Origin of the sequence: Zooshikella ganghwensis DSM 15267, assembly GCF_000428585.1 — a bacterium.
Taxonomy (GTDB): Bacteria; Pseudomonadota; Gammaproteobacteria; order Pseudomonadales; family Zooshikellaceae; genus Zooshikella; species Zooshikella ganghwensis.
The window spans coordinates 21,790-44,884 of the sequence record NZ_AUAF01000033.1; the positions used below are offsets into that span (position 1 = coordinate 21,790).

Here is a 23,095-nt window from a genome sequence, read left to right on the forward strand (position 1 = left end):
GAGGCGAAAGTGACAGAGATTGTCATAACTGGAACAGGGCTATACAGCCCTGATGATGTGATTACAAATGAAGAACTCGTAGCATCATTTAATGCTTATGTCAGTCATTATAATGAACGACACAGTGTGGCTATTGAAATGGGCGATATGGAGCCACTTCAGACTTCAAGTGCTGACTTTATAGTTAAAGCTTCAGGTATCAAACGACGACATGTTTTGGATAAAGCGGGAATACTGGATATAACCAGGATGTATCCTAAGCTACCTGAGCGGACAGATGATGAGTTGTCTATTCAAGCAGAAATGGCATTGATGGCAGCTCATGAGGCTTTGGCTGATGCAGGTCGAAAGGCTGAAGAGGTTGATGGGGTTATCATCGCTTGTTCAAATATGCAGCGTGCTTATCCGGCGATGGCTGTTGAGCTTCAGCAAGCGCTTGGTGCACAGGGTTTTGCATATGATATGAATGTTGCTTGCTCCTCCGCCACTTTTGGTATTCAGGCGGCTGTTAATGCAATTCGGTCAGGTTCGGCAAAGTGTATGTTGGTGGTGAGTCCGGAAATTTGCTCTGCTCACTTAAATTTTAGAGACCGGGATAGCCACTTTATTTTTGGTGACGCCTGTACGGCTGTGGTGCTTGAAAATCGATCTGATGCAATTACATCTCGCCCGCTGATGATAATGGGGGAGCGCTTAATAACTCAGTTTTCAAATAATATCCGCAATAATTTTGGCTTTTTGAATCGTTGTGTTGAGTCAGATGTGAAAGGTGCTAATGCTGATAAGTTATTTATGCAGCAGGGACGCAAAGTATTTAAGGATGTATGTCCTATGGTATCAAACTTGGTTGTAGACCATTTACAACAGCTTGATATTAATGCACAACAGATTCGCCGTCTGTGGTTGCACCAAGCTAATTTGAACATGAATCAGCTGATTGCCCGTCGTATTTTAGGTCGGGAACCCGCTAATGATGAAGCGCCTGTTATACTGGACGAATATGCAAATACCAGCTCTGCGGGATCAATTATCTGCTTTCATCTACATCGCCAAGATTTGCTTGAAGGAGACATTGGAGTAATTTGTTCCTTTGGTGCAGGTTATTCAGCAGGCTCAATTATTGTAAAACAGCTTGCGTGATTCTTTGTTGGGTTAGATTGTTTCAGTGAGGGGGTGTTAGTTTAACAAGACATCCCTTTTTTTATGAAATAACAACCACTGTATCCGGTTACTTCAGCTGAAATTGACTTGTGTCAATTTTTGGTGGATTGTTTTCGTTAAACTACATACATAATATTCAGTTTTGATCTGTGAGCATTAAACGATTCTAAGCGGTATATAACCCGTAAATAATTGCCATTTTATTCTGAAAGTAATGCAACAAATGGTGTAAGAATCAGTCAAAGTTATTTGACGCCATATACAACATTTATTGGTTTATCCAACACTCTTTGTCGCTGTGCATACTCACCACTTCAAAACTGAGCGTCGCTGCGCAACGGTTCTTTGAGCTATCAAATTTTGCGGCCAAGACAGTCGTCAGATACACATCTCAGGTGATCCCTGAAATATATGACTCCTGGCCGATAAGGTAGAGAGGCCAGCTATCATCATGTGGATCATGCAATGTGTTGCTCAAACAGTATTCAGTCACTTGACCTCTGTGTCTAAGCAGTGTCTCTGCTTATTTCAGATTGTTCATTCAAAGTACTCAAACTCTAGGCAGATCCTTACTATGCTAAGTTTAGAGCATCTGCTATCTGTTCTTGCTGTAGCAAATTTAGCTGTGCGTGCCGTCATTAGAGCTTATAGACAAGTAGATACGTCATTTTTCATCACTTTTTTTCTAGTATCTTGGTTTCATGGCCTAAGCTCAAAGGCAATCTACAGCTGTGTTTTATATGTATGCAACGAATTTGGGGTATTACTTAATCATCATCAACTGATGAGATAAGTGGTATCAGGCAACTTTTAGAAAAAATACGAGGGTATAACCATGTATAAAGATGATCTTGCTACAGCGAATGTAGGTAGTGATTTGCCTGATCCTTGGCAAGGGTTTAATGGCGGTGACTGGCAGACTGCTGTTAATGTTCGTGACTTTATTCAGAAAAACTATTCACCTTATGAAGGTGATGATAGCTTCCTTGCAGGTCCTACTGAGCGTACTCAAAAGCTGTGGGATAAAGTGCTTGAGTTGATGAAGCAGGAAAATGCTAAAGGTGGCCCTTTAGACTTTGATACTGAGGTCGTCTCTAATATTACTTCTCACCCTGCAGGTTACATTGATAAAGACCTTGAGGTTATTGTTGGTCTGCAAACTGAAAAGCCCTTAAAGCGTGCCATTATGCCAAATGGTGGTATTCGTATGGTTGAAGCTTCTTGCCAAGCTTATGACCGTGAGCTTTCGCCTCAGGTTTCTGAAATTTTCACAAAATACCGTAAGACTCATAACCAGGGTGTGTTTGATGTTTATACCCCTGAAATTCTGAAGTGTCGTAAAGCCGGTATCGTTACAGGCTTACCTGATGCCTATGGACGTGGCCGCATTATTGGTGACTACCGTCGTATAGCGTTATATGGGATTGATCGCTTAATTGAGGACAAGCAACAGCAAAAAGCTGACCTTAACCCAGATTCTTTTGATGAAGATGTGATGCGCTTGCGTGAGGAGCTGTCTGACCAAGTCCAAGCGTTGAAAGATATGAAAGTGATGGCACAGAGCTATGGCTTTGACATCTCTCGCCCTGCAGTGACAGCACGTGAAGCGATTCAGTGGACTTATTTTGCTTACTTGGCAGCGGTTAAGTCTCAAAATGGTGCTGCCATGAGTATTGGCCGTATTTCTTCTTTCTTGGATATTTACATTAAGCGTGATATTGACAATGGGTCTTTGACTGAGTCTGAAGCGCAAGAAATGATAGATGACTTGGTTGTTAAATTACGCATGGTGCGCTTTTTAAGAACGCCTGAGTATGATCAACTGTTCTCCGGTGATCCTACTTGGGTAACAGAAGTTATCGGTGGTATGGGTGAAGATGGCCGCACGTTGGTCACTAAAAACTCATTCCGTGTCCTAAATACACTTTATAACTTGGGACCAGCACCTGAGCCTAACCTGACAGTCTTATGGTCTGAGCAGTTACCGAAAAACTTTAAAAACTTCTGTTCTAAAGTATCTATCGATACCAGCTCGATCCAGTATGAAAGTGACGACTTAATGCGTCCTAAGTTTGGTGACGACTATGGTATTGCCTGCTGTGTATCAGCAATGCGTATTGGTAAGCAAATGCAGTTCTTTGGTGCTCGCTGTAACCTTGCTAAAACCATGCTTTACGCTATCAACGGCGGTATGGATGAGAAAATTGGTTTGCAAGTAGGACCAAAAATGGAAGTAATGGCTGATGAATACCTGGATTTTGATAAAGTCTGGGAGCGCTTTGACCATTATATGGATTGGGTTGCGAATCAGTACGTTAAGTCTTTGAATATTATTCACTATATGCATGACCGTTATAGCTATGAAACTGCTCTGATGGCCCTGCATGATCGTGATGTGTACCGTACTATGGCTTGTGGTATTGCTGGCCTATCTATTGTGGCGGACTCACTGGCAGCGATTAAATACGCGAAAGTGAAGCCAGTACGCAATGATGAAGGGTATGTCATTGATTACCAGATTGAAGGCGATTTTCCTAAGTTTGGTAACAACGATGACCGGGTTGACCAAATCGCAGTGGATGTTGTACATCGCTTTATGGAGCACGTCCGTAAGAACCCAACTTATCGCAAGTCTGTACCAACACAGTCTATCCTGACCATTACTTCTAATGTTGTCTATGGTAAGAAAACAGGTACCACACCTGACGGGCGTAAAGCGGGTGAACCTTTTGCACCTGGTGCAAACCCCATGCATGGTCGTGATGAAAAAGGTGCGCTAGCGTCATTACTGTCTGTATCTAAGCTACCATACAATGATGCTGAAGATGGTATTTCCTATACTATGTCTTTAGTACCTGGAGGTTTAGGTAAAGATAAAAACGCTCAAGTGACAAACCTAAGTGCGATGCTTGATGGGTACTTCAAAGCCAGTGGTCATCATGTTAACGTCAATGTGTTAAATAAAGAAACCTTAATGGATGCAATGGAACATCCAGATCAGTATCCACAATTGACTATTCGTGTGTCAGGTTACGCTGTAAACTTTGTTAAGTTGACACGTGAGCAGCAAATGGATGTTATTTCTCGGACATTCCATGCCAGAATGTAATCTCTGAAGATTATCTCGTTCCTAAGAAGCAGGGCAAAGCCCTGCTTCTTAGTGTCTGAAGGTTGCATGAAGATGGTATAGACTAACTTCAGCATAACTGTATTTGGCTTTGTTCTATCGTGGAGTGAGCCGATCAATGCCCGTTGTATTAGGTGGCGAATGACACAACTTATCTATCCTTTTAAAGACTCTGTCACTGTAGACCCTCTACAAGTGTCGGGTAATGTCCACTCGGTGGATAGTTTTGGAACGGTTGATGGTCCTGGAACACGTTATGTAGTGTTTTTACAGGGCTGTTTGTTTCGTTGTAAATACTGTCATAACCGAGATACCTGGGATCTTGAAGGGGGGCAGAAAAAAGCAGCTGGTGACTTAGTAAAAGAAATAGTTGCTTATAAACCGTTTATGGAAGCCTCTAACGGAGGAGTAACGGTGACAGGCGGTGAGCCTTTGTTGCAGGTACCATTCGTTAAAGCTTTGTTTATCGCGCTTAAAAAAGAAAAAATTCATACATGCTTGGATACCAATGGTTATGCTACTAAATATAATCAGGAGTTAGACGAACTGCTTGCGCATACTGACTTGGTATTGTTGGATCTTAAGCAGGTAGATGATAAGCGTCACAAAGCACTGACTGGGGTGAGTAACAAGAAAACACTGAAGTTTGCTCAATATGTAGCAGAAAAAGGTATTCCCGCATGGATTCGTTTAGTGGTTGTTCCGGGCTATACAGATGATGAGCAAACAGCTAGGCAAATGGCTGAATTTATCCAACCGATGAGTAACGTGGAAAAAGTTGAGTTATTGCCCTATCACGAATTAGGTAAGCATAAATGGGAAGCGTTTGGTGACCGCTATCCATTAGTGGGTGTTGAGCCACCACCAAAGGAAACGTTGCTGAAACTACAGGCTATTTTTTCGGAATATCACATCAAAGTAACGTTCTAAAACGAAAGTTTTGCTTTATTTATGCGTTGTTTTGGTAAGTTTACTACAAAATGACATGTATCAAGTTTGCAGCTATAGAACTGTACTAGACTTGTATTAAATAAAGCACTCCTGAATGAAAACCGCTAGCAAACAGCTCAAGCCAGGTGCTGAAAAGAATTTTTATTTTGCGTTTTTAGTTTTAATAGGAGTACGACATGAGTGTCAGTAACCTCGATAAGCTGGATAAGTTAATCGCTCAAGTAAAAGAAGCACAGCAAGCCTATGCTAATTTTACTCAAGAGCAAGTTGACGAAATCTTCCGCGTTGCTGCATTAGCGGCTAACGACCAGCGTGTTAAGTTAGCAAAAGCTGCTGCAGAAGAAACTGGAATGGGTATTGCCGAAGATAAAGTGATTAAAAACCACTTTGCTTCTGAATATATCTACAACCAGTACAAAGATGACAAGACCTGTGGTGTTCTTGAAGAAGACAAAACTTATGGCATCATGAAAGTGGCTGAGCCTATTGGCTTGATTGCGGGTGTCGTTCCTACCACAAACCCTACTTCTACCGCTATTTTTAAAGCATTGTTAGCGTTAAAAACCCGCAACGGTATTATTTTCTCACCACACCCTCGCGCTAAAAAGTCCACTGCACTTGCTGCACGTATTGTCCGTGAAGCAGCAGAAAAAGCGGGTGCTCCTAAAGGCATCGTTGCTTGTATCGATGAGCCTTCTGTAGAGTTGTCACAGCATTTAATGCGTCACCCAGATATCAATATGATTCTTGCTACAGGTGGCCCAGGTATGGTGAAGGCTGCTTACTCTTCTGGTAAGCCAGCGATTGGTGTAGGTGCAGGTAATACTCCTGCGGTGATTGATGAAACTGCAGCGGTCAAAATGGCTGTTAGTTCAATCATTATGAGTAAAACCTTTGATAACGGTGTGATTTGTGCCTCTGAGCAATCTGTTATCGTGGTTGATAGCGTATATGAAGAAGTTAAGCGTGAGTTCCAAGCGCGTGGTGCTTACATCTTATCTAAAGATGAAAAGAAAAGTGTCGGTGCCAAGGTGCTTATCGATGGCAACATGAACCCAGCTATTGTTGGCCAACCAGCCTGGAAAGTGGCTGAAATTGGTGGTGTAGAGGTTCCTAAAGAAGCCAAAATTTTGATTGCTGAGTGTGACTCTACTGCTACAGAAGAGCCATTTGCGCATGAGAAACTATCACCAACACTGGCGATGTATCGTGCTAAAAACTACGATGATGCAGTAGCTAAAGCAGTTGCTTTGGTTGAGCTTGGTGGTATTGGTCATACTTCTGTGCTTTATACCGATCAGTTCGCTAACCAAGACCGAATCAATGTTTTTGGTAAAGCAATGAAGACTGGACGTATTCTAGTCAATATGCCTGCTTCTCAGGGTGCGATTGGTGACTTGTATAACTTCCGTCTAGCACCTTCATTGACATTAGGCTGTGGCTCCTGGGGAGGAAACTCTGTCAGTGAAAACGTGGGTGTTAAACACCTTATTAACGTCAAAACAGTTGCATGTCGGCGAGAAAATATGTTGTGGCACAAAATTCCTAAAGACATCTATTTCCGAAATGGTGCACTGCCTGTTGCCCTTGAAGAGCTGAAAGACCGCAAGCGTGCCATTATTGTTACTGACCCTTTCCTATACAATAGCGGGTACGTTGATCAAGTAACTGATGTTCTTGATCGTATTGGCTTGGAAACTGAAGTTTTCTACGAAGTTGAAGCAGATCCATCGCTGATTACTGTAAATAAAGGTGTTGAAATGATGAACGCCTTTAAACCTGATGTAATCATTGCGTTGGGTGGTGGTTCACCAATGGATGCCGCCAAAATTATGTGGGTGATGTACGAATACCCTGAAGTTCGCTTTGAAGATTTAGCTCTGCGCTTTATGGATATCCGTAAACGTATTTATACGTTCCCTAAATTGGGTATTAAAGCGAAGATGGTGGCTATTCCTACTACTTCAGGTACAGGCTCAGAAGTGACTCCTTTTGCGGTGGTAACTGATACTTCAACCGGTATCAAGTATCCTATTGCTGACTATGAGTTAACACCAGACATGGCGATTATTGACCCTGACCTGGTGATGAACATGCCACAATCGCTGACTGCATTTGGTGGTGTGGACGCTTTAACTCACGCCTTAGAAGCCTATGCCTCTGTGTTTGCCAACGAATATACTAACGGTCAAGCATTAGAAGCTATTCGCCTATTATTTAAATACTTACCTGACTCGTATGCCGAAGGTGCTAAGAACCCTAAAGCGCGAGCGAAAGTACATTATGCAGCGACAATGGCGGGTATTGCTTTTGCGAATGCATTTTTGGGTGTTTGTCACTCAATGGCTCACAAAATTGGTGCAGCGTTCCATATCCCACACGGTTTAGCGAATGCGTTCTTAATTTCAGAAGTTATTCGATATAACGCTTCTGATGTACCAACTAAGCAGGGCACTTTCCCTCAATATAAATACCCTCAAGCTAAAGTACGTTATGCGCGTGTTGCTGAGTACATTGGTCTGGGTGGTGCGACTGAAGATGAGAAAGTTGAGAACCTGATTAAGGCTGTGGAAGGTTTGAAGAAGGCTGTAGGTATTCCTGAGTCTATTCAAGCCTACGGTGTTAGCGAGAAAGAGTACCTGTCTAGACTGGATGAAGTGGCAGAAGAAGCATTTGATGATCAATGTACACCTGCTAACCCTCGCTACCCGCTGATTTCTGAGATTAAAGAACTGTTGACTAATGCCTACTATGGTTCTAGTCAGAAGGCACCTCTGAAGTTAGTAAAAGATAAAGAAAGTAAAAAAGGTAAAAAAGTGTCATAAACCCTAATACAACACCCTCTGTATAAGGGAGTGACCAGCCCAAAAAACGGACTCATTTGAGTCCGTTTTTTTATGGGGTAAACTTTTTGTGATAAAGCAGGTTGAGTGTGAAGAGTGAGATTAGTCTGGTATTGATGTGATTGTCTTCAAAAACCTTCAGTGATTAGTTAGAATGCCCACAGTTATTATATGACAAGCGTCGTAAAGAGGTATGAGCCACTGCTATTCATTGGTAATGGGATACCCGGATGTACCTTTAGGAGTCACTGAAATATTGTGAGCACTATTCATACTTTGATTGACCGGACAGTTGGGGTCATCTTGCTTGCCAGCAGTTGTGCTGTAGGTTACTGGGGTTATCTGCAGATCCAGAGTAATGAGCATCAAACACGTCAGTTATTAAGTAGTTCTGGTGCTCCCGAAATAAGTGATTCTCAGGCAAACCCGCAGGTTGATGCAAATGAAAAGGATTTACCAAAAATAGCCCATGCCATTTTTGGCGAACCACCAAAAAAAGAGAAGGAAGTTAAAGTCACGCCAGAAATACCCATCACTAAACTCAATTTGAAGTTACAGGCAGTATTTTTCTCTACAGACGCGGGTGATTCAGCAGCTGTTGTCCAAACCAATAACAACCAAAGTAAGCTCTTACGAGTAGGTGATACTGTATCAGGTGGTGTTGCCATTCGTGATATTAAGCCAACCCATATTACATTGGAGCGTGGGGGTAAGCTAGAAAACTTACCTTTGATTAAAGGTGAAGGTAGTAGCAGTAGAGTGAGTCAACAACGATATTCTGGTTATCCAACGCGGCCACCAATGACACCTTCTGGTGTTTCCTCGCCTGATAAGCGTAGAGACGAAATACGTCGCCGATTAGAAGCACTACGAGCACAGTTTAATTAATCCACATTACTGGTAGTTTTTGACTGAAGTACTATGAAACAGTTTTTCAGCACCTGGCTCATTTGGGGGCTAGTCAGCACATCATCTGCATTCTTGGTTAATGCTTCTGCATCTCAAGAGCAAAATTTATCTGCAAGTAATGCAGAAATAAAAATTAATATGCAAGACGGCGATATTCGTACGTTTATTCAATGGATAGCGGAGAGAACTAATAAAAACTTTGTGATCGATCCTAGGGTTAAAGGTAAGGTTTCTGTTATTTCGCAAGAGGCGCTCACAGCAGAAGAAGCTTATCAGGTTTTTTTATCGGTTTTACAAGTGCATGGGTATACGGCACTTGAAAGTGGACAGGTCGTGAAGATTATTCCTGATGCTTCAGCACGGCACAATGGGGTTCCACTGATGGAAGGGCAGAACCATAGTGGCTCTGATGAAATGATTGTGAAGGTTATAAAGCCCAAGAATATCCCTGCCATAAAGTTAGTCAGTATGTTGCGGCCATTAGTACCGCAGACAGGTCACTTAATTGCTTATCCTGACAGTAATGCACTAATAGTGTCGGATCGCGCTGGCAATATTGAGCAAATATCAAAAATCATCACTCGGATTGATAAAGCTGGGGCACTGGATATTGAAATTGTGCCATTAGCACATGCTAATGCAAAAGACGTGGTGACAATTTTGAAAGCTCTTATGCCTAAAGGCGCATCACCACAAAGTAAGGCATTTGCAATTGATTTTGCTGCAGATGAGCGTAGTAACAGTATATTAATGAGTGGTGATGCTGTTAAGCGACGTAAGCTACGTGAAATAATTCACCGGCTGGATAACTCTGAATCCAGTAACGGTGATACGCAAGTTTTTTATTTAAACTATGCAAAAGCAAAAGACGTTGCACCCATTCTACAGAAAATGTCTGGCTCTATAAAAAAAGAGGGTAAAGACGTAGGTATGGCCAATGCTGAAGTCAGCATAGAGCCAGATGAAAGCACCAATGCACTTGTTGTTACTGCACCGCCAACATTAATGAAAACCATCCAGCATGTTGTTAAAAAGCTGGATATTCGACGTGCTCAAGTTTTAGTTGAAGCATTGATCGTCTCTGTAGGTGATGAACTTACTAATGAAATAGGTGTAGACTGGAGCACCTCCGACTCAGCTATTGGTAAGGATGGTGCCTTTGCGCGCACTCATACCACGGGAGGCTTTAATTCTCTTGCCGCGGATAAAGATGGCAACATCAATGTTGGAAAAGGTTTCACATTTGGTTTTTTTCGTAATGGATCTTTACGCTCACTTATAAAAGCATTTAAGACGGATGAGTCGGTCAATGTGTTGTCTAAACCAAATATCATTACCTTAGACAATAAAGAAGCGGAAATTAATGTAGGAAAGGAAGTACCCGTTGTCACAGGTCAGGAAACTAATTCGTCCTCTACTACCAGTAACCCGTTTACTACCTTTGACCGAAAAAATGTCGGTATTATATTAAAACTAACACCACGCATTAATCCGGGCAATACAGTGACAATGGAAATATCACAAGAGATATCAGATGTTTCTCAAACAGAGTCTGAAAATGCCAAGGATATTGTAATTGATAAAAAGACCATCACTACGAATGTTTTAGTTGAAGATAAAGCTATTTTAGTGATGGGTGGGTTAATCGAAGATCGTGTAAAAGATAATGTTACTAAAGTGCCTCTTTTAGGTGATCTTCCAATAATCGGTCATTTATTCAGTAAAACGAGTAAAGAAGTCACTAAAACGAATATTATGGTTTTTATTAAGCCGACTATTTTACGGAGTAAAGCGGCTGCTGATCAGGTGACCAGTACCCGTTACCGTTTTATCAAAGACCGTCAGAAGGAACTCCGTAATATATTTGATGAAATATACAGCGATATTGCACCTTCTGAATATAACAAACAGGCCACAGTTAAGCCTTTATTACGCCAATCCTTCTAGCTGAGTCATCCTCTCTCATAAGCCACAACTTACATGATGTGGCTTATGAGCTTAAATCTTCTTATCATCCTCATTTCTGATTTAGTGACTGCTCCTTCATCATTTATACTGAAAACGTATGGTATAAGTATACCATGCTCTAAAAGTGTCAAAGGGGACAAGCAAGATTATGTTAGCGGCTATAAAAAAAGTAACAGTTTGGTTGGGTGTATGCCTGGCTTTTACAGTGGTGTTACTTATTTCCATACCGTGGATAATCAGTGTTGCAGTTAATCATATTGACTTGGATGAAAATATAACCGTTTCCCTTGATCAAGCAGCATGGCATGGTTTTGGAAAGCTGAAGTTTGAAAAAGTAATTGTTTATTTTCAGCAAGAACCCGCGATTGAAATTAATTATTTACAGCTCGATGTGGCTGACGTTTTTTCGGGTACTGTTAGTTTGAATGTTTTCCCGAATCAGGTTGATTATGACAGGTTTACTCTCCTGGTTAATGGACTTAAAAAAAGACAAGCATCTGGTGCAGAAAAAAGCTTATTTCCCTTGTTACCACTAAAAAGTGACATTACTATCGAACCATTTTTTTTCCTGTATTCAGGAAAAAAACTCGAAGTAGTGTTAAATGCTGAAGTACAGCCTGATCAAGTGAATTATAATGCAAGAATAACATCTACTTTAGGCGCACAGTTATATACTCAAGGATATTTAACTGAGCAAGAAGTATCAGGAAACTTAGGCTTTTGGATGCTTCCCTTTAATGCAGTATTACCTTCTCTGATTCATCGAGTACAATTTCAGCCTGGCTTAACGCATTTTTTGGCTCATTATAAACTACCTTTAGCTGAAAGCGATAAAAGCACACCAACGAGTACAAGTACACATGATAGTATTTTTGGGTTCAATCTAATTAGTAATAATAGTTTTGCTTTAACGGGGGGTATAAGTGAGGCGCTCATTAAAGGGCATATTTGGGGTATTGTTAAACTTAAAAATCAGTCTTTAAAAAATATGGAGGTCTATTTATGGCCTGCATCCGCCCTTTCACTCTTTAATTTATCATCACACGATGATTCCTTTGTCCATAAAATGACAATACAACTGCCTAATAAAATAATATACCAAAATAATAATTTGCAGAGTTCACTGTGGCAGGTCGATGTTAACCATGATTATTATCAAGGACATGTTAATGTTGATTCCGCTCAGTTTAATTTAAATGACATGAGCGGTAATGCGGCATTTAATGTTAATTTACAGCAAGGTGATAAGTCATATAAGTATAAAAGTTTTTCGTTAGAAGGGTTTCAACTTAAGGCAGAAGGCTGGCTTGATATTTCAGATGTTGACGCTGAATTGAAATTGAAATCACTTGCTACACTACATAATGCTGCGTATAACACATTTGTGGCTCATCGCATTGAGTTAGCGACTGAACAGCCCATTCAGGCCAAATTTCAACGTAATCGATTATTGTGGGATATTCAGGGTTCATTAGTCAACGAGCTAACTGGCCTAAAAATAAAAAAAACAAAGTTACCAAACCTCAAGGCAACACATGATGTACAGTTAAAAAATCATCTGTTGGATTATCAGATGCAAGGAAATTGGACATCGGCCTTGCGCTGGGAAGCTCAGGCAAATCTTAATCTGTTAGATAAGCAGCTTAGTGTAGTTACTGACTGGGAAACGATTAATGCTAAAAAGCTTCAGCGTTCATTTGCTCGTTATCCAATTTGGCCGAAGGAGTTAACGCTTACCTCTGGTATAGTTAAGCCAAGCCTAAAGTTGAAGGCTGACTGGCGATCTGAAACACAGTGGCAGATGAATGCGCAACTGATTGCAAAGCAGCTAGCTGGTCAGTATCAGGATTATCAGTGGCAGGGGGCGGCAATGGATTTGGGCTGGCAAGTTCAAGAGCTTGGAAACCAGATGAGCTTTTTACCTCTGACCCAAAATAAGTTTAAAGTTGATCTGCTTAATGTAGGTATTCCATTGCAAACTTTAAGAGGTCGTGTTGCAGTAAAAAACATGCCATCTCCATGGTTAAGCTTAGAGCGCGTGAATGTGAAGGTATTGCAAGGTAATGTGTTTGTTCAGCAAATTCCTATCTTTTCACCTTATGCTATTGACAGCTATGCCACCTTTGAAGACGTTTCGTTAAGTGAATTGGTCGCTTTGCAAGAACAGCCTGGATTATCAGCACAGGGACAATTACAAGGGCGCTTACCGCTACGTTTTTCGCCACAAGGAATTACTATTCATGCTGGTCAGATACAGGCCAGTAAAGCGGGTGGGTTTATAAAAATTGAAGAAAATCCTACAGTTGATGCCTTGAAACAAAGTCGGCCTGAGTTCTCATCGGCTATTAATGCGCTGGAAAATCTACATTTTTCGCTATTAGAGAGTTCACTAGATTTAAAGGAAAACGGTGATGCGAAATTTAAAGTGACGATAAAGGGTAAGAACCCTACATTAAGCCAAACACGACAAGTTAACTTTAATTACCAGCATGAAGAAAATATGCTAATGTTGCTAAGAAGTTTACGTTTTTCTCAACGTCTAACTGACAAGTTAAAGCATTAGTATTGAGTACTATAACATCATGAATAAAGAAAGGATGCTGTCAGTGACAGTGATTAGCTTGCTTGCAAGCTGTATCACCGCATGTACCCCACGAGTGGAGGTTGCGGTGCCAGAAAAACCGATTACGATTAATTTAAATGTCAAAGTCGAGCATGAGATTAAAGTAAAAATAGATAAAGAGCTTGATGAAATTTTCAGTGAAGACAGTGAGCTGTTTTAGGAGGGGGCTATGAAAATAGTACGTGGTTTTCGTTTACTGGTATTGGGTTTAATTTTATGTTTGCCCCTCACTGTGCTGGCGATGAGTTTGGAAGAGGCTAAACAGCAAGGTTTGGTGGGTGAGCAGCTAAATGGCTATTTAGGTTTAGTGGTTAACAATGCGACTGCAAAAAAACTCATCACTGGAATCAATCAAAAACGTAAACAAAAATATGAGCAACTTGCTAAACGCAATGGGGTGCCGCTTGCGACAATTAGCAGTTTGGCAGGACAAAAAGCGATTGAAAAAACACCAAATGGTCAGTATGTCCAAAATTCAAGCGGACAGTGGGTTAAAAAATAGTGGAATTTAAAAAAGATTTGATTCCACAAAAAAGGGAGTATTCACTCCCTTTTTAGGTTTTACTAAACAGCTGCCCCTCGTTTTTATCCACGGTAATAACGCTGAGGAACAAAAGGCATTTTACAGATATTTACTGGTAGCTGTTTGCCTCGTACTTCAGCAAATATTTCTGTGTCGACTGAAGCATAGTCAGTTGAAACGTAACCCATTGCCACTGGTGCACCTAAACTGGGACCAAATCCACCACTGGTTACAGTTCCAATCTGATCCCCCTGAGCATTTACTAAAGGGGTGCCTGTCCGTATAGGGGCTTTGCCTTGGGTACGTAAACCAACACGTTTACGTTGCACAGGGATGGTTTTATCAAGCTGGGCAAGAATTGTTTTTGCTCCAATAAAGCCTCCAGATCGACTACCATCCGTTCGCCGAGATTTACTGATAGCCCAGTTTAGTGAGGCTTCAACCGGTGTGGTGGCGGTATCAATATCATTGCCATACAAGCATAGCCCTGCTTCAAGACGGAGTGAGTCTCGTGCACCTAAACCGATGGGGGAGACTTCTGGATGTTCGAGAATTGCTTTGACTACGGACTGAGCATCAGCAGCAGGAATAGAGATTTCAAAGCCATCTTCTCCGGTATAACCAGAGCGGCTCATAAAACATTCAACACCGCAGAGGATGACTTTACGCACATCCATAAAAACCATTGTCTCCAACTCACTGACAAAGTTGCTCAAAACCTTTGCGGCTGAAGGCCCTTGAAGCGCAACAAGTGCTCGATCAGAAAGCACCTTCACCATATCGTTACCGAGATGTTGACGAAGATGTGCAATATCTTGCTCCTTACAGGCGGCATTGATGACTAACATGAGCCCATCAGCAAAACGGGATACCATTAGATCATCAAGAATACCTCCCTCTTCATTGGTAAAAAGGGCATAACGTTGCTTTCCTACAGGCAAATCCAAAATGTCCACGGGAACCAGCTTTTCCAGGCCAGCTTCAGCTTCTAACGGTAGCCATACTTGTCCCATATGTGAAACATCGAATAAGCCAGCCTGTGAGCGGGTATGTAAGTGCTCTTGTTTGATACCCATAGTATATTGTAAGGGCATGTGATAACCCGCAAAGGGCACCATTTTTGCGCCAAGCTCTTCGTGCAGATTGTTCAGAGGCGTTTGTTGTAGAGGTGCGTCGGTTATTGTCATCTCATCCATTCCGAATTGAAGCGCTTAATAAAACCAGCAGAGGTGCTCTGCTGGAGAGAGAGACTATATGCCTTTAGCTTCGCTGTTATTGGTAGTCTTATGCTTAACTGATACTTGTGAAAAATAGTCACGCGTAAGCTTAAACACAACGGGGCTAAGCAAGGCGAGTGCTATAAGATTAGGTATGGCCATGAGTGCATTTAGGATATCAGCAATAAGCCAAACCAGGTCTAAGCTCGCATAGGCACCCAAAGGAATCGCAATTAGCCAAAAGACGCGAAATACTTTGATTGCATTTAAACCAAAGAGAAACTGAATACAGCGTTCGCAGTAGACACTCCAGCCTAGGATGGTGGTGAAGGCAAAAACGGCTAAACCAATGGTGACAATGTAGCCGCCAACCCCAGGAATAGTTTGCTCAAAGGCGGCCATGGTTAATGCGGAACCAGTTTCCCCCAAGGTCCAGGCACCGGAGGTGATAATGGCAAGGCCTGTGATACTACAAACCAAAATGGTATCAATAAAGGTACCAAGCATAGCGATTAACCCTTGGCGAACAGGGTCATGTGTTTGTGCTGAGGCATGAGCAATGGGGGCGCTACCGAGACCTGCCTCGTTGGAGAAAACACCACGAGCGACACCAAAACGAATGGCGGCCCAAACCGCAGCACCTGCAAATCCCCCTGTAGCCGCAGTGCCAGTAAATGCTGAGCTGATAATCATACTTAAAGCAGCAGGTATTTCTGAGGCATTAAGCACAAGCACTACGAGGCCAGCCAGTAAATAGGAAATCCCCATAAAGGGTACAAGTTTTCCTGCGACTTCAGCGATTGCTTTAATACCACCAATGATGACCAGGCCCACAATAACCATAACCACGATACCAGTACCAAGTGGCGGGATTCCCCACTGAGTTTGCAGGGCATCTGCAATGGAGTTGACCTGAACAGTATTACCGATACCAAAGCCGGCAATTGCTCCAAAAATAGCGAATGTGGTACCCAGCCATAGCCACTTTTTTCCCAAGCCATTTTTGATGTAATACATAGGGCCACCAATATGGTTGCCTTCTTCATCCGTTTCGCGATATTTTACAGCGCAAACAGCTTCGGCAAACTTTGTTGCCATACCCACTAATGCGGTACACCACATCCAAAATAAGGCACCAGGTCCGCCAAGAAAAATAGCCGTTGCTACTCCAGCAATATTACCAGTACCAATAGTGGCAGATAATGAGGTCATTAAGGCATTGAATGGGCTAATTTCACCTTCTTTTTCATCACCTTGTTCAGGGGAGCGACCTCTCCATAGTAATTTGAAGCCAGTACCTAGCTTTCTGAGCTGTAGAAACCGTAAACCCAGACTTAAATAAAGTCCCACCCCTAAAATCAGGACCAACATAACGGGTCCCCAGACAAAGGAGTCTATAGGGCCGAGGATTTCTGTGATTGTTTGATAAACTTCCATCAATTACGCCTCTTATCCATCAAGGGATACATTTGTTGTTATAAAGCGATAACACTCACGAGTTATTTTTTTACAAGACATGGTGGTAAAACATCATGCCTATCACAAGTGTGCTTGGTGAATAGACGTTAACTGTTGAAAGTTAAATATCCTTTTTCACGATCATGCATGTTAAAAAAAATAATTCATGTTGGTTATAAATCAGCAGGTGATGATACCAAGTAGATGTGTATTTGTGGTGATGGAAGACAAGTATTTTTTGTCTACTCGCTTGCTTTTTTTACTTGTCAGGTACACAAAAAAGAATCATATACACATCAAAAGGAATTTAATTTACCAACACCTGTTTTTTTTATTATTTGAAATAAATTATCGCATTCGTCATAACGATGCAACAATTGACTATACTCAAATTCTGCATAACGCTCATTGAATACACCGTTAATCCATCCTTGGAGGAGTTGGTTGTCATATCCTTGCAGCCAGCATTTCGATATGCATTATCCGATCTTTGTCAGCTATGGGGTACCATCACTTAAAATACCACGAGTGTTCACTGAGTCGTGACCAAGTAGCGTAAAAAATGAGTTTGCAGTACCTAAATTAATTAGATGAGCAGGTAGCGTAAGATGGTTATGTTGCCATAACCCATAATATTTCAGCATCGTTATCGCTTGTAGAAACCAGTGCATGTCCCATACTGGCATCGTAGTAAACGCTATCCCCTGTGAATAGCTCAACAGGCTCATAAAACTCACTGTAAAAATAAAGAGAGCCAGATAATACCAATAAAAACTCCTCTCCAGCGTGTCTTACCCAGTCACCGTAATCATTAAACTGTCTGGCTCTGACAATGGTTTTAAAAGGAACCATTTTCTTATTCACCAGCTGTGTCGCTAACAGCTCGTGCTCATAGGTAGCGGTAGGATGAGGTTTACCTGACTGATTACGGGTGATATCTCGACGTCCGGTGGTCATGGGTTGTAAAGGTTTACTAAACAGCTGTGGCAGGTCGATGCCTAGCCCTTTTGTGAGCTTTTGAACCGCCGAAAAAGTGGGGGAGAGTTGATCATTTTCAATTTTTGATAGTGTCGACCGGGCTAATCCTGTTCGCTGACTCACCTCTTCCAGTGTCCAGTTATTGCTCAGGCGAATTTCTTTTAACCGCTTACCTAGCTGCATGGGTTCAACCTGAGCCTCACTACTGGTTTGTTGCGTTTGCATTTTCGGGAGACGCGGGCTTTCCGCCATACGGGGTACTCCAATTAGACTAAACGGTTGAAAAAAGTGAGGGATACTACCTCAACCTTAATAGTATGCCAACTCATCAGGGTATTGCTTACCACTATGGGTCCAAGATTGGGGATTCGTCAAGAAAAGAGTTTCCTTTACGAAACAAAGTTGATTTGCAGGAAAAACGTTGATACATTTCAATTAAGCTGATCCATGGTTAACAGGGTTCAGCTTACTGTTATTCTCAAGACTTCCATCTTAAATCCAACGGACAGCACAGGGTGATTGAATATAATAAGCCACCTATGCTGCCTGGAGTGACCGAAAGGTCTTTGGATTCAGCCAGTGCAACGATGCTCACTTAAGAATATTTGTTGGCTGGCTGTTTTTTCAGTGAAACTGAAGGTGATGGAATGCAACACCATACTGCTTATTATTTAAAAGCAGGCGACAGTGCACTACTACTAATGATGTATTACTGATAATAAAGTGTACTAGTTAAGCTTATAAAACATTACGTCAATAAAATATTACGCTAATAACATATTACAAAGTACTCAGGCCTTTTCATTAATCGCCTTAAAATTAAACGAGGGCTTTGCAGAGGACATTCACCATGTGCACCATCAAGTCTGATGTTTTGTATAGTCTTACACATGAATGGTTCAAGGTTAATGGTGATGACTCTATTACGCTGGGTATTACTGATCATGCTCAAATGCGACTAGGGGATATTACGCAAGTATGTTTGCCTGAGGTTGGACAGCATTTCCAAATGGGTGATAGCTGCATTGTTATCAAGTCGTGCAAGGCAGATGTCGATATTTTAGTACCCTTCACAGGAAAAGTGCTCGCTGTAAATTCTAAAGTTGAGGGTATGCCTGTCATGCTAAATCAGCAGGCTTTCCAGCAAGGCTGGTTAATTAAATTACTACCAGATAACCCTGTACATTCTTCAATGTTTTTAAATGCTGATGCTTACCAAGCACTGTTGGAAACGGAAATAGACTAGTGCCTGGTAAACGAGACTTAAAAACGCTGGGGATTGAAACCTTTAATCATAATTAATTTCCGTTGATAGGACGTGAGTTGGGGTATGACAACGCATATGGTTACACTCAGTAGTTTGCTTCCTTATGAAGACTTTATCCAGCGCCATATTGGTCCATCACCCGAAGAAGTAAAGGCCATGCTGGCTGAGCTGGATATCAGCACAACGGATGAACTCATAAAGCATACGGTACCTGAGGCCATTCGCCTGTCTGAATCGCTGACACTTTCAGAGCCTGTTGATGAGTCCACTGTTTTAGCAAAACTAAAGCAGCTGGCAGTACAGAATAAGCCCTATAAGTCGTATATTGGAATGGGCTACTATGATACGGTTGTTCCGCCTGTTATTTTGCGGAATGTGCTTGAAAATCCTGGTTGGTATACTGCTTATACACCTTATCAGCCTGAAATATCTCAAGGTCGATTGGAAGGATTATTAAATTTTCAACAAATGGTGATTGACCTTACAGGCATGGAGCTGGCCAATGCCTCATTGCTGGATGAGGCCACTGCAGCAGCAGAAGCCATGACCATGTGTAAGCGGGTTAATAAAAAACGCAGTGATTGCTTATTTGTCGCTAGTGATGTTCATCCTCAGACAATAGCTTTAATTAAGACGCGTGCTGAATACTTAGGTATACAGGTTGTCGTCGGTGCCGCCGGAGATATAGAAAATCACGATGTATTTGCAGGGGTTATTGCGTATCCCAGTACACTCGGTGAAGTTACCGCACTACAAAAAATAATTGATGCTTTACATCAGCAACAAGCTTTAGCCATAGTCACTGCTGATTTATTAAGTTTGGTGCTGCTGGAACCACCTGGCGCTTTTGGCGCTGATGTGGTGGTGGGGTCTGCCCAGCGCTTTGGCGTTCCAATGGGATACGGTGGTCCTCATGCGGCTTTTTTTGCTACAAAGGATAAGTTTAAGCGTTCTGCGCCAGGACGAATAATTGGTGTTTCTGTGGATAGTCGTGATCGTCCTGCTTTGCGTATGGCAATGCAAACGCGAGAACAACATATTCGTAGAGAGAAAGCGACCTCAAATATTTGTACAGCACAAGCCTTATTAGCCAATATGGCTGGATTTTATGCGGTTTATCATGGACCCAAAGGATTAAAGAAAATCGCCCAGCGTGTCCACCGCTTGACACAAATACTGGCAGCAGGGTTGGCTCAAAGTGGTATTACCCCTGTCTTTTCCCATTATTTTGATACGCTGCTTTTAACAACGGGAGAGCAAACCACAGAGGTGCTTGCCCGAGCTGAAGAGGCAGGTATTAATTTGCGGGTTGTAAATAAGCAACAAGTTGCTGTTAGCCTGGATGAGACAACAACCCCAGAGGCACTTACGATTTTGTGGCGTGTTTTATTAGGCGCTAAAAGTGATGGATTGCAGGTAACTCAACTAGACCGAGCGCTGAATAATGCGCCTGCTATTCCTGATGAATTACAACGAAAGCATGAATTTTTAACCCACCCAGTATTTAATCGCTATCACTCTGAAACGGAAATGCTGCGTTATTTAAAACGCCTGGAAAATAAAGATATATCATTAGTGCATAGTATGATTCCTTTAGGCTCTTGCACTATGAAATTGAATGCAACGACAGAGATGATTCCTGTCAGTTGGCCAGAGTTTTCAGGTATTCATCCTTATGCTCCTACTGCTCAGACTCAAGGTTACCAGCAACTACTCAACTCTCTGTGTGAGCAGTTAGCAGAAATTACTGGCTATGATGCTGTTTCACTACAGCCTAATTCAGGCGCTCAGGGTGAATATGCGGGGCTGCTGGCCATTCGTAAATATCATGAAAGTATTGGCCAACAGCAACGTGATGTTTGTTTAATTCCCAGCTCTGCTCATGGAACAAACCCTGCTAGTGCTTCGATGGCAGGGATGCGTGTGGTTATTGTTGACTGTGATGAACAGGGCAATGTGGACTTATCAGATCTTGAAAATAAAGCGAAGCAGTATAGTGATCAATTGTCGTGTGTCATGATCACCTATCCTTCGACACATGGTGTATTTGAAGAAGGCGTTAAAACACTATGCGAAATTATCCATACGCATGGTGGTCAGGTTTACATGGATGGTGCAAATTTAAATGCCCAGGTGGGGTTAACAAAGCCGGGTTTAATAGGCTCTGATGTTTCCCATTTAAATTTACATAAAACATTTTGTATTCCTCATGGCGGGGGTGGTCCTGGCATGGGACCGATTGGCGTGAAGTCCCATCTTGAACCTTTTTTACCGGGCAATCCTGTGAGTGAAAGTGACAGTGAAAAGGTAGGACCTGTTTCTGCAGCGCCCTACGGTAGTGCCAGTATTTTGCCCATTTCCTGGGTCTATTTGCAGTTGATGGGTGGAAAAGGCCTCACTAAGGCGACGGAGATTGCCATTTTAAATGCAAATTACATTGCCAAGCGCTTATCAGATCATTATCCCGTGTTATATACAGGCAAAGCAGGCTATGTTGCCCACGAATGTATAATTGATTTACGCCCTTTGAAGACAGCGACCGGCGTAACCGAAGAAGATGTTGCCAAGCGCTTGATGGACTTTGGCTTTCATGCTCCCACTATGTCATTTCCGGTGCCTGGCACTTTGATGATTGAGCCTACTGAAAGTGAGTCAAAAGCCGAATTGGATCGTTTTTGCGAAGCGATGATTTATATTCGCCAAGAAATCGAGCAAGTTGCTCAAGGTGTGTATGCGGTAGACAATAGTCCGTTACGTCATGCGCCACATACTCAGGCTGATATTTTTAATGATGAATGGACTCGTGCCTATACCCGACAGGTGGCGGCTTATCCTTTAGCGTGGGTTGAAGAAAATAAAGTGTGGCCAACGGTAAACCGCATTGACAATGTGTATGGCGATCGGCATTTAATGTGTTCCTGCCCTCCGCTTAGTAGCTATCAGGAATAAAAATGAAGCTATTTTTATTGTATTTCTTGTGAACAATGATATTAGGGCCGAAAGGCCCTTTTTTATTAACCTAAAGCAAGCCAGATTCCAACACCCATCATTAATGAGCCAGAAATCCGATTCAGTAAACGTACATTTCCACTTTTTTGTAACAGTTTACTCAGGGTCTTGCCACCTGAGGCATAGAGAATTAAACAAAGAAACTCTATCACTAAAATCATAGACAGTAACAAAACCAGCTGTGGCGCAAGAGGTAAATCTGGATTAATAAAAGGTGGTAGTAAAGATATAAAAAATGCCCAGCCTTTCGGGTTAGCTATAGCAGTAATAAAACCTTGCATTGCCAGGTTAATACGGTCAGTGCTTTGGGTTTCACCTTCTAAGTTGAACGCCATTATTCCTTTAGATCGCCACAACTGAATGCCCAGGTAAACTAAATAAACGCCACCAATATATTTTAATAAATTAAAAGCACTGGGGTATTCCAGCATAATTGTTGCGATACCGACTACCGAAGCAATAGCGACAATAGCTACTCCTAGTAACTCGCCCCACATCATCCAGAATGTGCGCTTTAAGCCAATGGACATGCCCATCGTCATAGATAGCATCATACACATGCCTGGTGTAACAGAGATAAAGAAAAAAGTTGGTATAAATAACGCCACTAACGATAAACTGGCTAGGGTTATCACTGCTCCCCCCTTAATTGTTTGCTGGATATTATGGAGTTTACACACTGTAAAATACAGTGTTTCACTTTTCTCCTTGGTCCGCTGAGTATGTGAAAAGATTCAATATTAGTATTATTGTGCTAATTATACGCGATGCTCGACTTTTATTAGTTTGAAATGACAGCCCCTGACCCCAACCTTTGTTTTGCCGAAACAAAGGTTGGGGTCAGGGGATGTCAGTAGAAGAGTTTATCATAGCAGTTTATTGCTGGGTTGATGATACCTTCAATGAGTTACTTAAAGGCCAGCGATTACGTAAACGAGGGACTATGCCCTCCCTTTCTGATCCTGAAGTGATTGCAATGGAGCTCATCGGCGAGTTTTTTGGGTTAGATGAAGATACTCATATCTGGCGCTATTTTCGTGAACATTGGCGAAATTATTTTC

Annotated in this window: 15 protein-coding genes and 1 pseudogene; 12 read left to right on the forward strand and 4 right to left on the reverse strand. The window is 42.0% G+C overall.

The annotated features are described in order from the left end of the window. Positions 1–9: 9 nt before the first annotated feature. The 9 genes from F607_RS0109730 to F607_RS0109770 all read left to right on the forward strand — a co-directional run bounded on the left by F607_RS0109730 (position 10) and on the right by F607_RS0109770 (position 14,084). Positions 10–1,140: a beta-ketoacyl-ACP synthase III gene (locus tag F607_RS0109730; protein ID WP_027707939.1), complete on the forward strand. Its 1,131-nt coding sequence runs from the start codon at positions 10–12 to the stop codon at positions 1,138–1,140. Between the two features lie 856 nt (positions 1,141–1,996). Further along, positions 1,997–4,270, forward strand: a complete 2,274-nt coding sequence (gene pflB, locus F607_RS0109735; RefSeq protein WP_051311248.1) for a formate C-acetyltransferase — start codon at positions 1,997–1,999, stop codon at positions 4,268–4,270. Positions 4,271–4,429: 159 nt separating this feature from the next. Continuing rightward, on the forward strand, positions 4,430–5,218 hold the full coding sequence (gene pflA, locus F607_RS0109740; RefSeq protein WP_051311250.1) for a pyruvate formate lyase 1-activating protein: 789 nt from the start codon (positions 4,430–4,432) through the stop codon (positions 5,216–5,218). Between the two features lie 197 nt (positions 5,219–5,415). Next, entirely contained in the window at positions 5,416–8,064 is a 2,649-nt protein-coding gene (gene adhE, locus F607_RS0109745; RefSeq protein ID WP_027707942.1) for a bifunctional acetaldehyde-CoA/alcohol dehydrogenase, read from the forward strand. 276 nt (positions 8,065–8,340) lie between these two features. Next, positions 8,341–8,970 (forward strand): type II secretion system protein N, encoded by a 630-nt coding sequence (locus F607_RS0109750; RefSeq protein WP_027707943.1) that lies wholly within the window; start codon positions 8,341–8,343, stop codon positions 8,968–8,970. Positions 8,971–9,003: 33 nt separating this feature from the next. Next, on the forward strand, positions 9,004–10,938 hold the full coding sequence (gene gspD, locus F607_RS29020; RefSeq protein WP_051311252.1) for a type II secretion system secretin GspD: 1,935 nt from the start codon (positions 9,004–9,006) through the stop codon (positions 10,936–10,938). A gap of 169 nt (positions 10,939–11,107) precedes the next feature. After that, complete coding sequence (locus F607_RS0109760; RefSeq protein ID WP_027707944.1) at positions 11,108–13,522, forward strand: intermembrane phospholipid transport YdbH family protein; 2,415 nt, start codon at positions 11,108–11,110, stop codon at positions 13,520–13,522. Positions 13,523–13,541: 19 nt separating this feature from the next. Continuing rightward, on the forward strand, positions 13,542–13,742 hold the full coding sequence (locus tag F607_RS0109765) for a YnbE family lipoprotein (RefSeq protein WP_027707945.1): 201 nt from the start codon (positions 13,542–13,544) through the stop codon (positions 13,740–13,742). Between the two features lie 9 nt (positions 13,743–13,751). Next, on the forward strand, positions 13,752–14,084 hold the full coding sequence (locus tag F607_RS0109770; protein ID WP_027707946.1) for a YdbL family probable chaperone protein: 333 nt from the start codon (positions 13,752–13,754) through the stop codon (positions 14,082–14,084). 83 nt (positions 14,085–14,167) lie between these two features. Here the strand turns inward: F607_RS0109770 and gcvT are convergent, their stop codons facing one another. From gcvT to F607_RS0109790, 3 genes are all read right to left on the reverse strand, one after another. Then, entirely contained in the window at positions 14,168–15,292 is a 1,125-nt protein-coding gene (gene gcvT / locus F607_RS0109775) for a glycine cleavage system aminomethyltransferase GcvT (RefSeq protein WP_230400385.1), read from the reverse strand. 63 nt (positions 15,293–15,355) lie between these two features. Beyond that, complete coding sequence (locus F607_RS0109780; protein WP_038290867.1) at positions 15,356–16,759, reverse strand: alanine/glycine:cation symporter family protein; 1,404 nt, start codon at positions 16,757–16,759, stop codon at positions 15,356–15,358. Between the two features lie 633 nt (positions 16,760–17,392). Further along, entirely contained in the window at positions 17,393–18,010 is a 618-nt protein-coding gene (locus F607_RS0109790; protein ID WP_051311254.1) for a helix-turn-helix domain-containing protein, read from the reverse strand. A 598-nt stretch (positions 18,011–18,608) separates the two neighbouring features. Between F607_RS0109790 and F607_RS0109795 the strand changes: the two genes are divergently transcribed. Both F607_RS0109795 and gcvP read left to right on the forward strand, forming a co-directional pair. Next, a complete protein-coding gene (locus F607_RS0109795; protein ID WP_027707950.1) occupies positions 18,609–19,004 on the forward strand; it encodes a glycine cleavage system protein H in 396 nt (131 codons plus the stop codon). A gap of 84 nt (positions 19,005–19,088) precedes the next feature. Continuing rightward, positions 19,089–21,974, forward strand: coding sequence for an aminomethyl-transferring glycine dehydrogenase (gcvP, locus tag F607_RS0109800; protein WP_027707951.1), 2,886 nt, complete (start codon positions 19,089–19,091; stop codon positions 21,972–21,974). A 65-nt stretch (positions 21,975–22,039) separates the two neighbouring features. Here gcvP and F607_RS0109805 read toward each other — a convergent pair whose 3' ends face one another. Continuing rightward, on the reverse strand, positions 22,040–22,669 hold the full coding sequence (locus tag F607_RS0109805) for a LysE family translocator (RefSeq protein WP_038290880.1): 630 nt from the start codon (positions 22,667–22,669) through the stop codon (positions 22,040–22,042). Positions 22,670–22,881: 212 nt separating this feature from the next. Between F607_RS0109805 and F607_RS0109810 the strand changes: the two are divergent. Then, positions 22,882–23,095: pseudogene (locus F607_RS0109810) on the forward strand (IS982 family transposase); the annotation flags it as partial.

Excerpts from the sequence above, each read along its gene's own strand:
- pflB (WP_051311248.1), top strand. The coding sequence starts at position 1,997 with ATGTATAAAGATGATCTTGCTACAGCGAATGTAGGTAGTGATTTGCCT.
- pflA (WP_051311250.1), top strand. The coding sequence starts at position 4,430 with ATGACACAACTTATCTATCCTTTTAAAGACTCTGTCACTGTAGACCCT.
- adhE (WP_027707942.1), top strand. The coding sequence starts at position 5,416 with ATGAGTGTCAGTAACCTCGATAAGCTGGATAAGTTAATCGCTCAAGTA.
- gspD (WP_051311252.1), top strand. The coding sequence starts at position 9,004 with ATGAAACAGTTTTTCAGCACCTGGCTCATTTGGGGGCTAGTCAGCACA.
- F607_RS0109760 (WP_027707944.1), top strand. The coding sequence starts at position 11,108 with ATGTTAGCGGCTATAAAAAAAGTAACAGTTTGGTTGGGTGTATGCCTG.
- F607_RS0109765 (WP_027707945.1), top strand. The coding sequence starts at position 13,542 with ATGAATAAAGAAAGGATGCTGTCAGTGACAGTGATTAGCTTGCTTGCA.
- F607_RS0109770 (WP_027707946.1), top strand. The coding sequence starts at position 13,752 with ATGAAAATAGTACGTGGTTTTCGTTTACTGGTATTGGGTTTAATTTTA.
- gcvT (WP_230400385.1), bottom strand. The coding sequence starts at position 15,292 with ATGACAATAACCGACGCACCTCTACAACAAACGCCTCTGAACAATCTG.
- F607_RS0109780 (WP_038290867.1), bottom strand. The coding sequence starts at position 16,759 with ATGGAAGTTTATCAAACAATCACAGAAATCCTCGGCCCTATAGACTCC.
- F607_RS0109790 (WP_051311254.1), bottom strand. The coding sequence starts at position 18,010 with ATGGCGGAAAGCCCGCGTCTCCCGAAAATGCAAACGCAACAAACCAGT.
- F607_RS0109795 (WP_027707950.1), top strand. The coding sequence starts at position 18,609 with ATGTGCACCATCAAGTCTGATGTTTTGTATAGTCTTACACATGAATGG.
- gcvP (WP_027707951.1), top strand. The coding sequence starts at position 19,089 with ATGACAACGCATATGGTTACACTCAGTAGTTTGCTTCCTTATGAAGAC.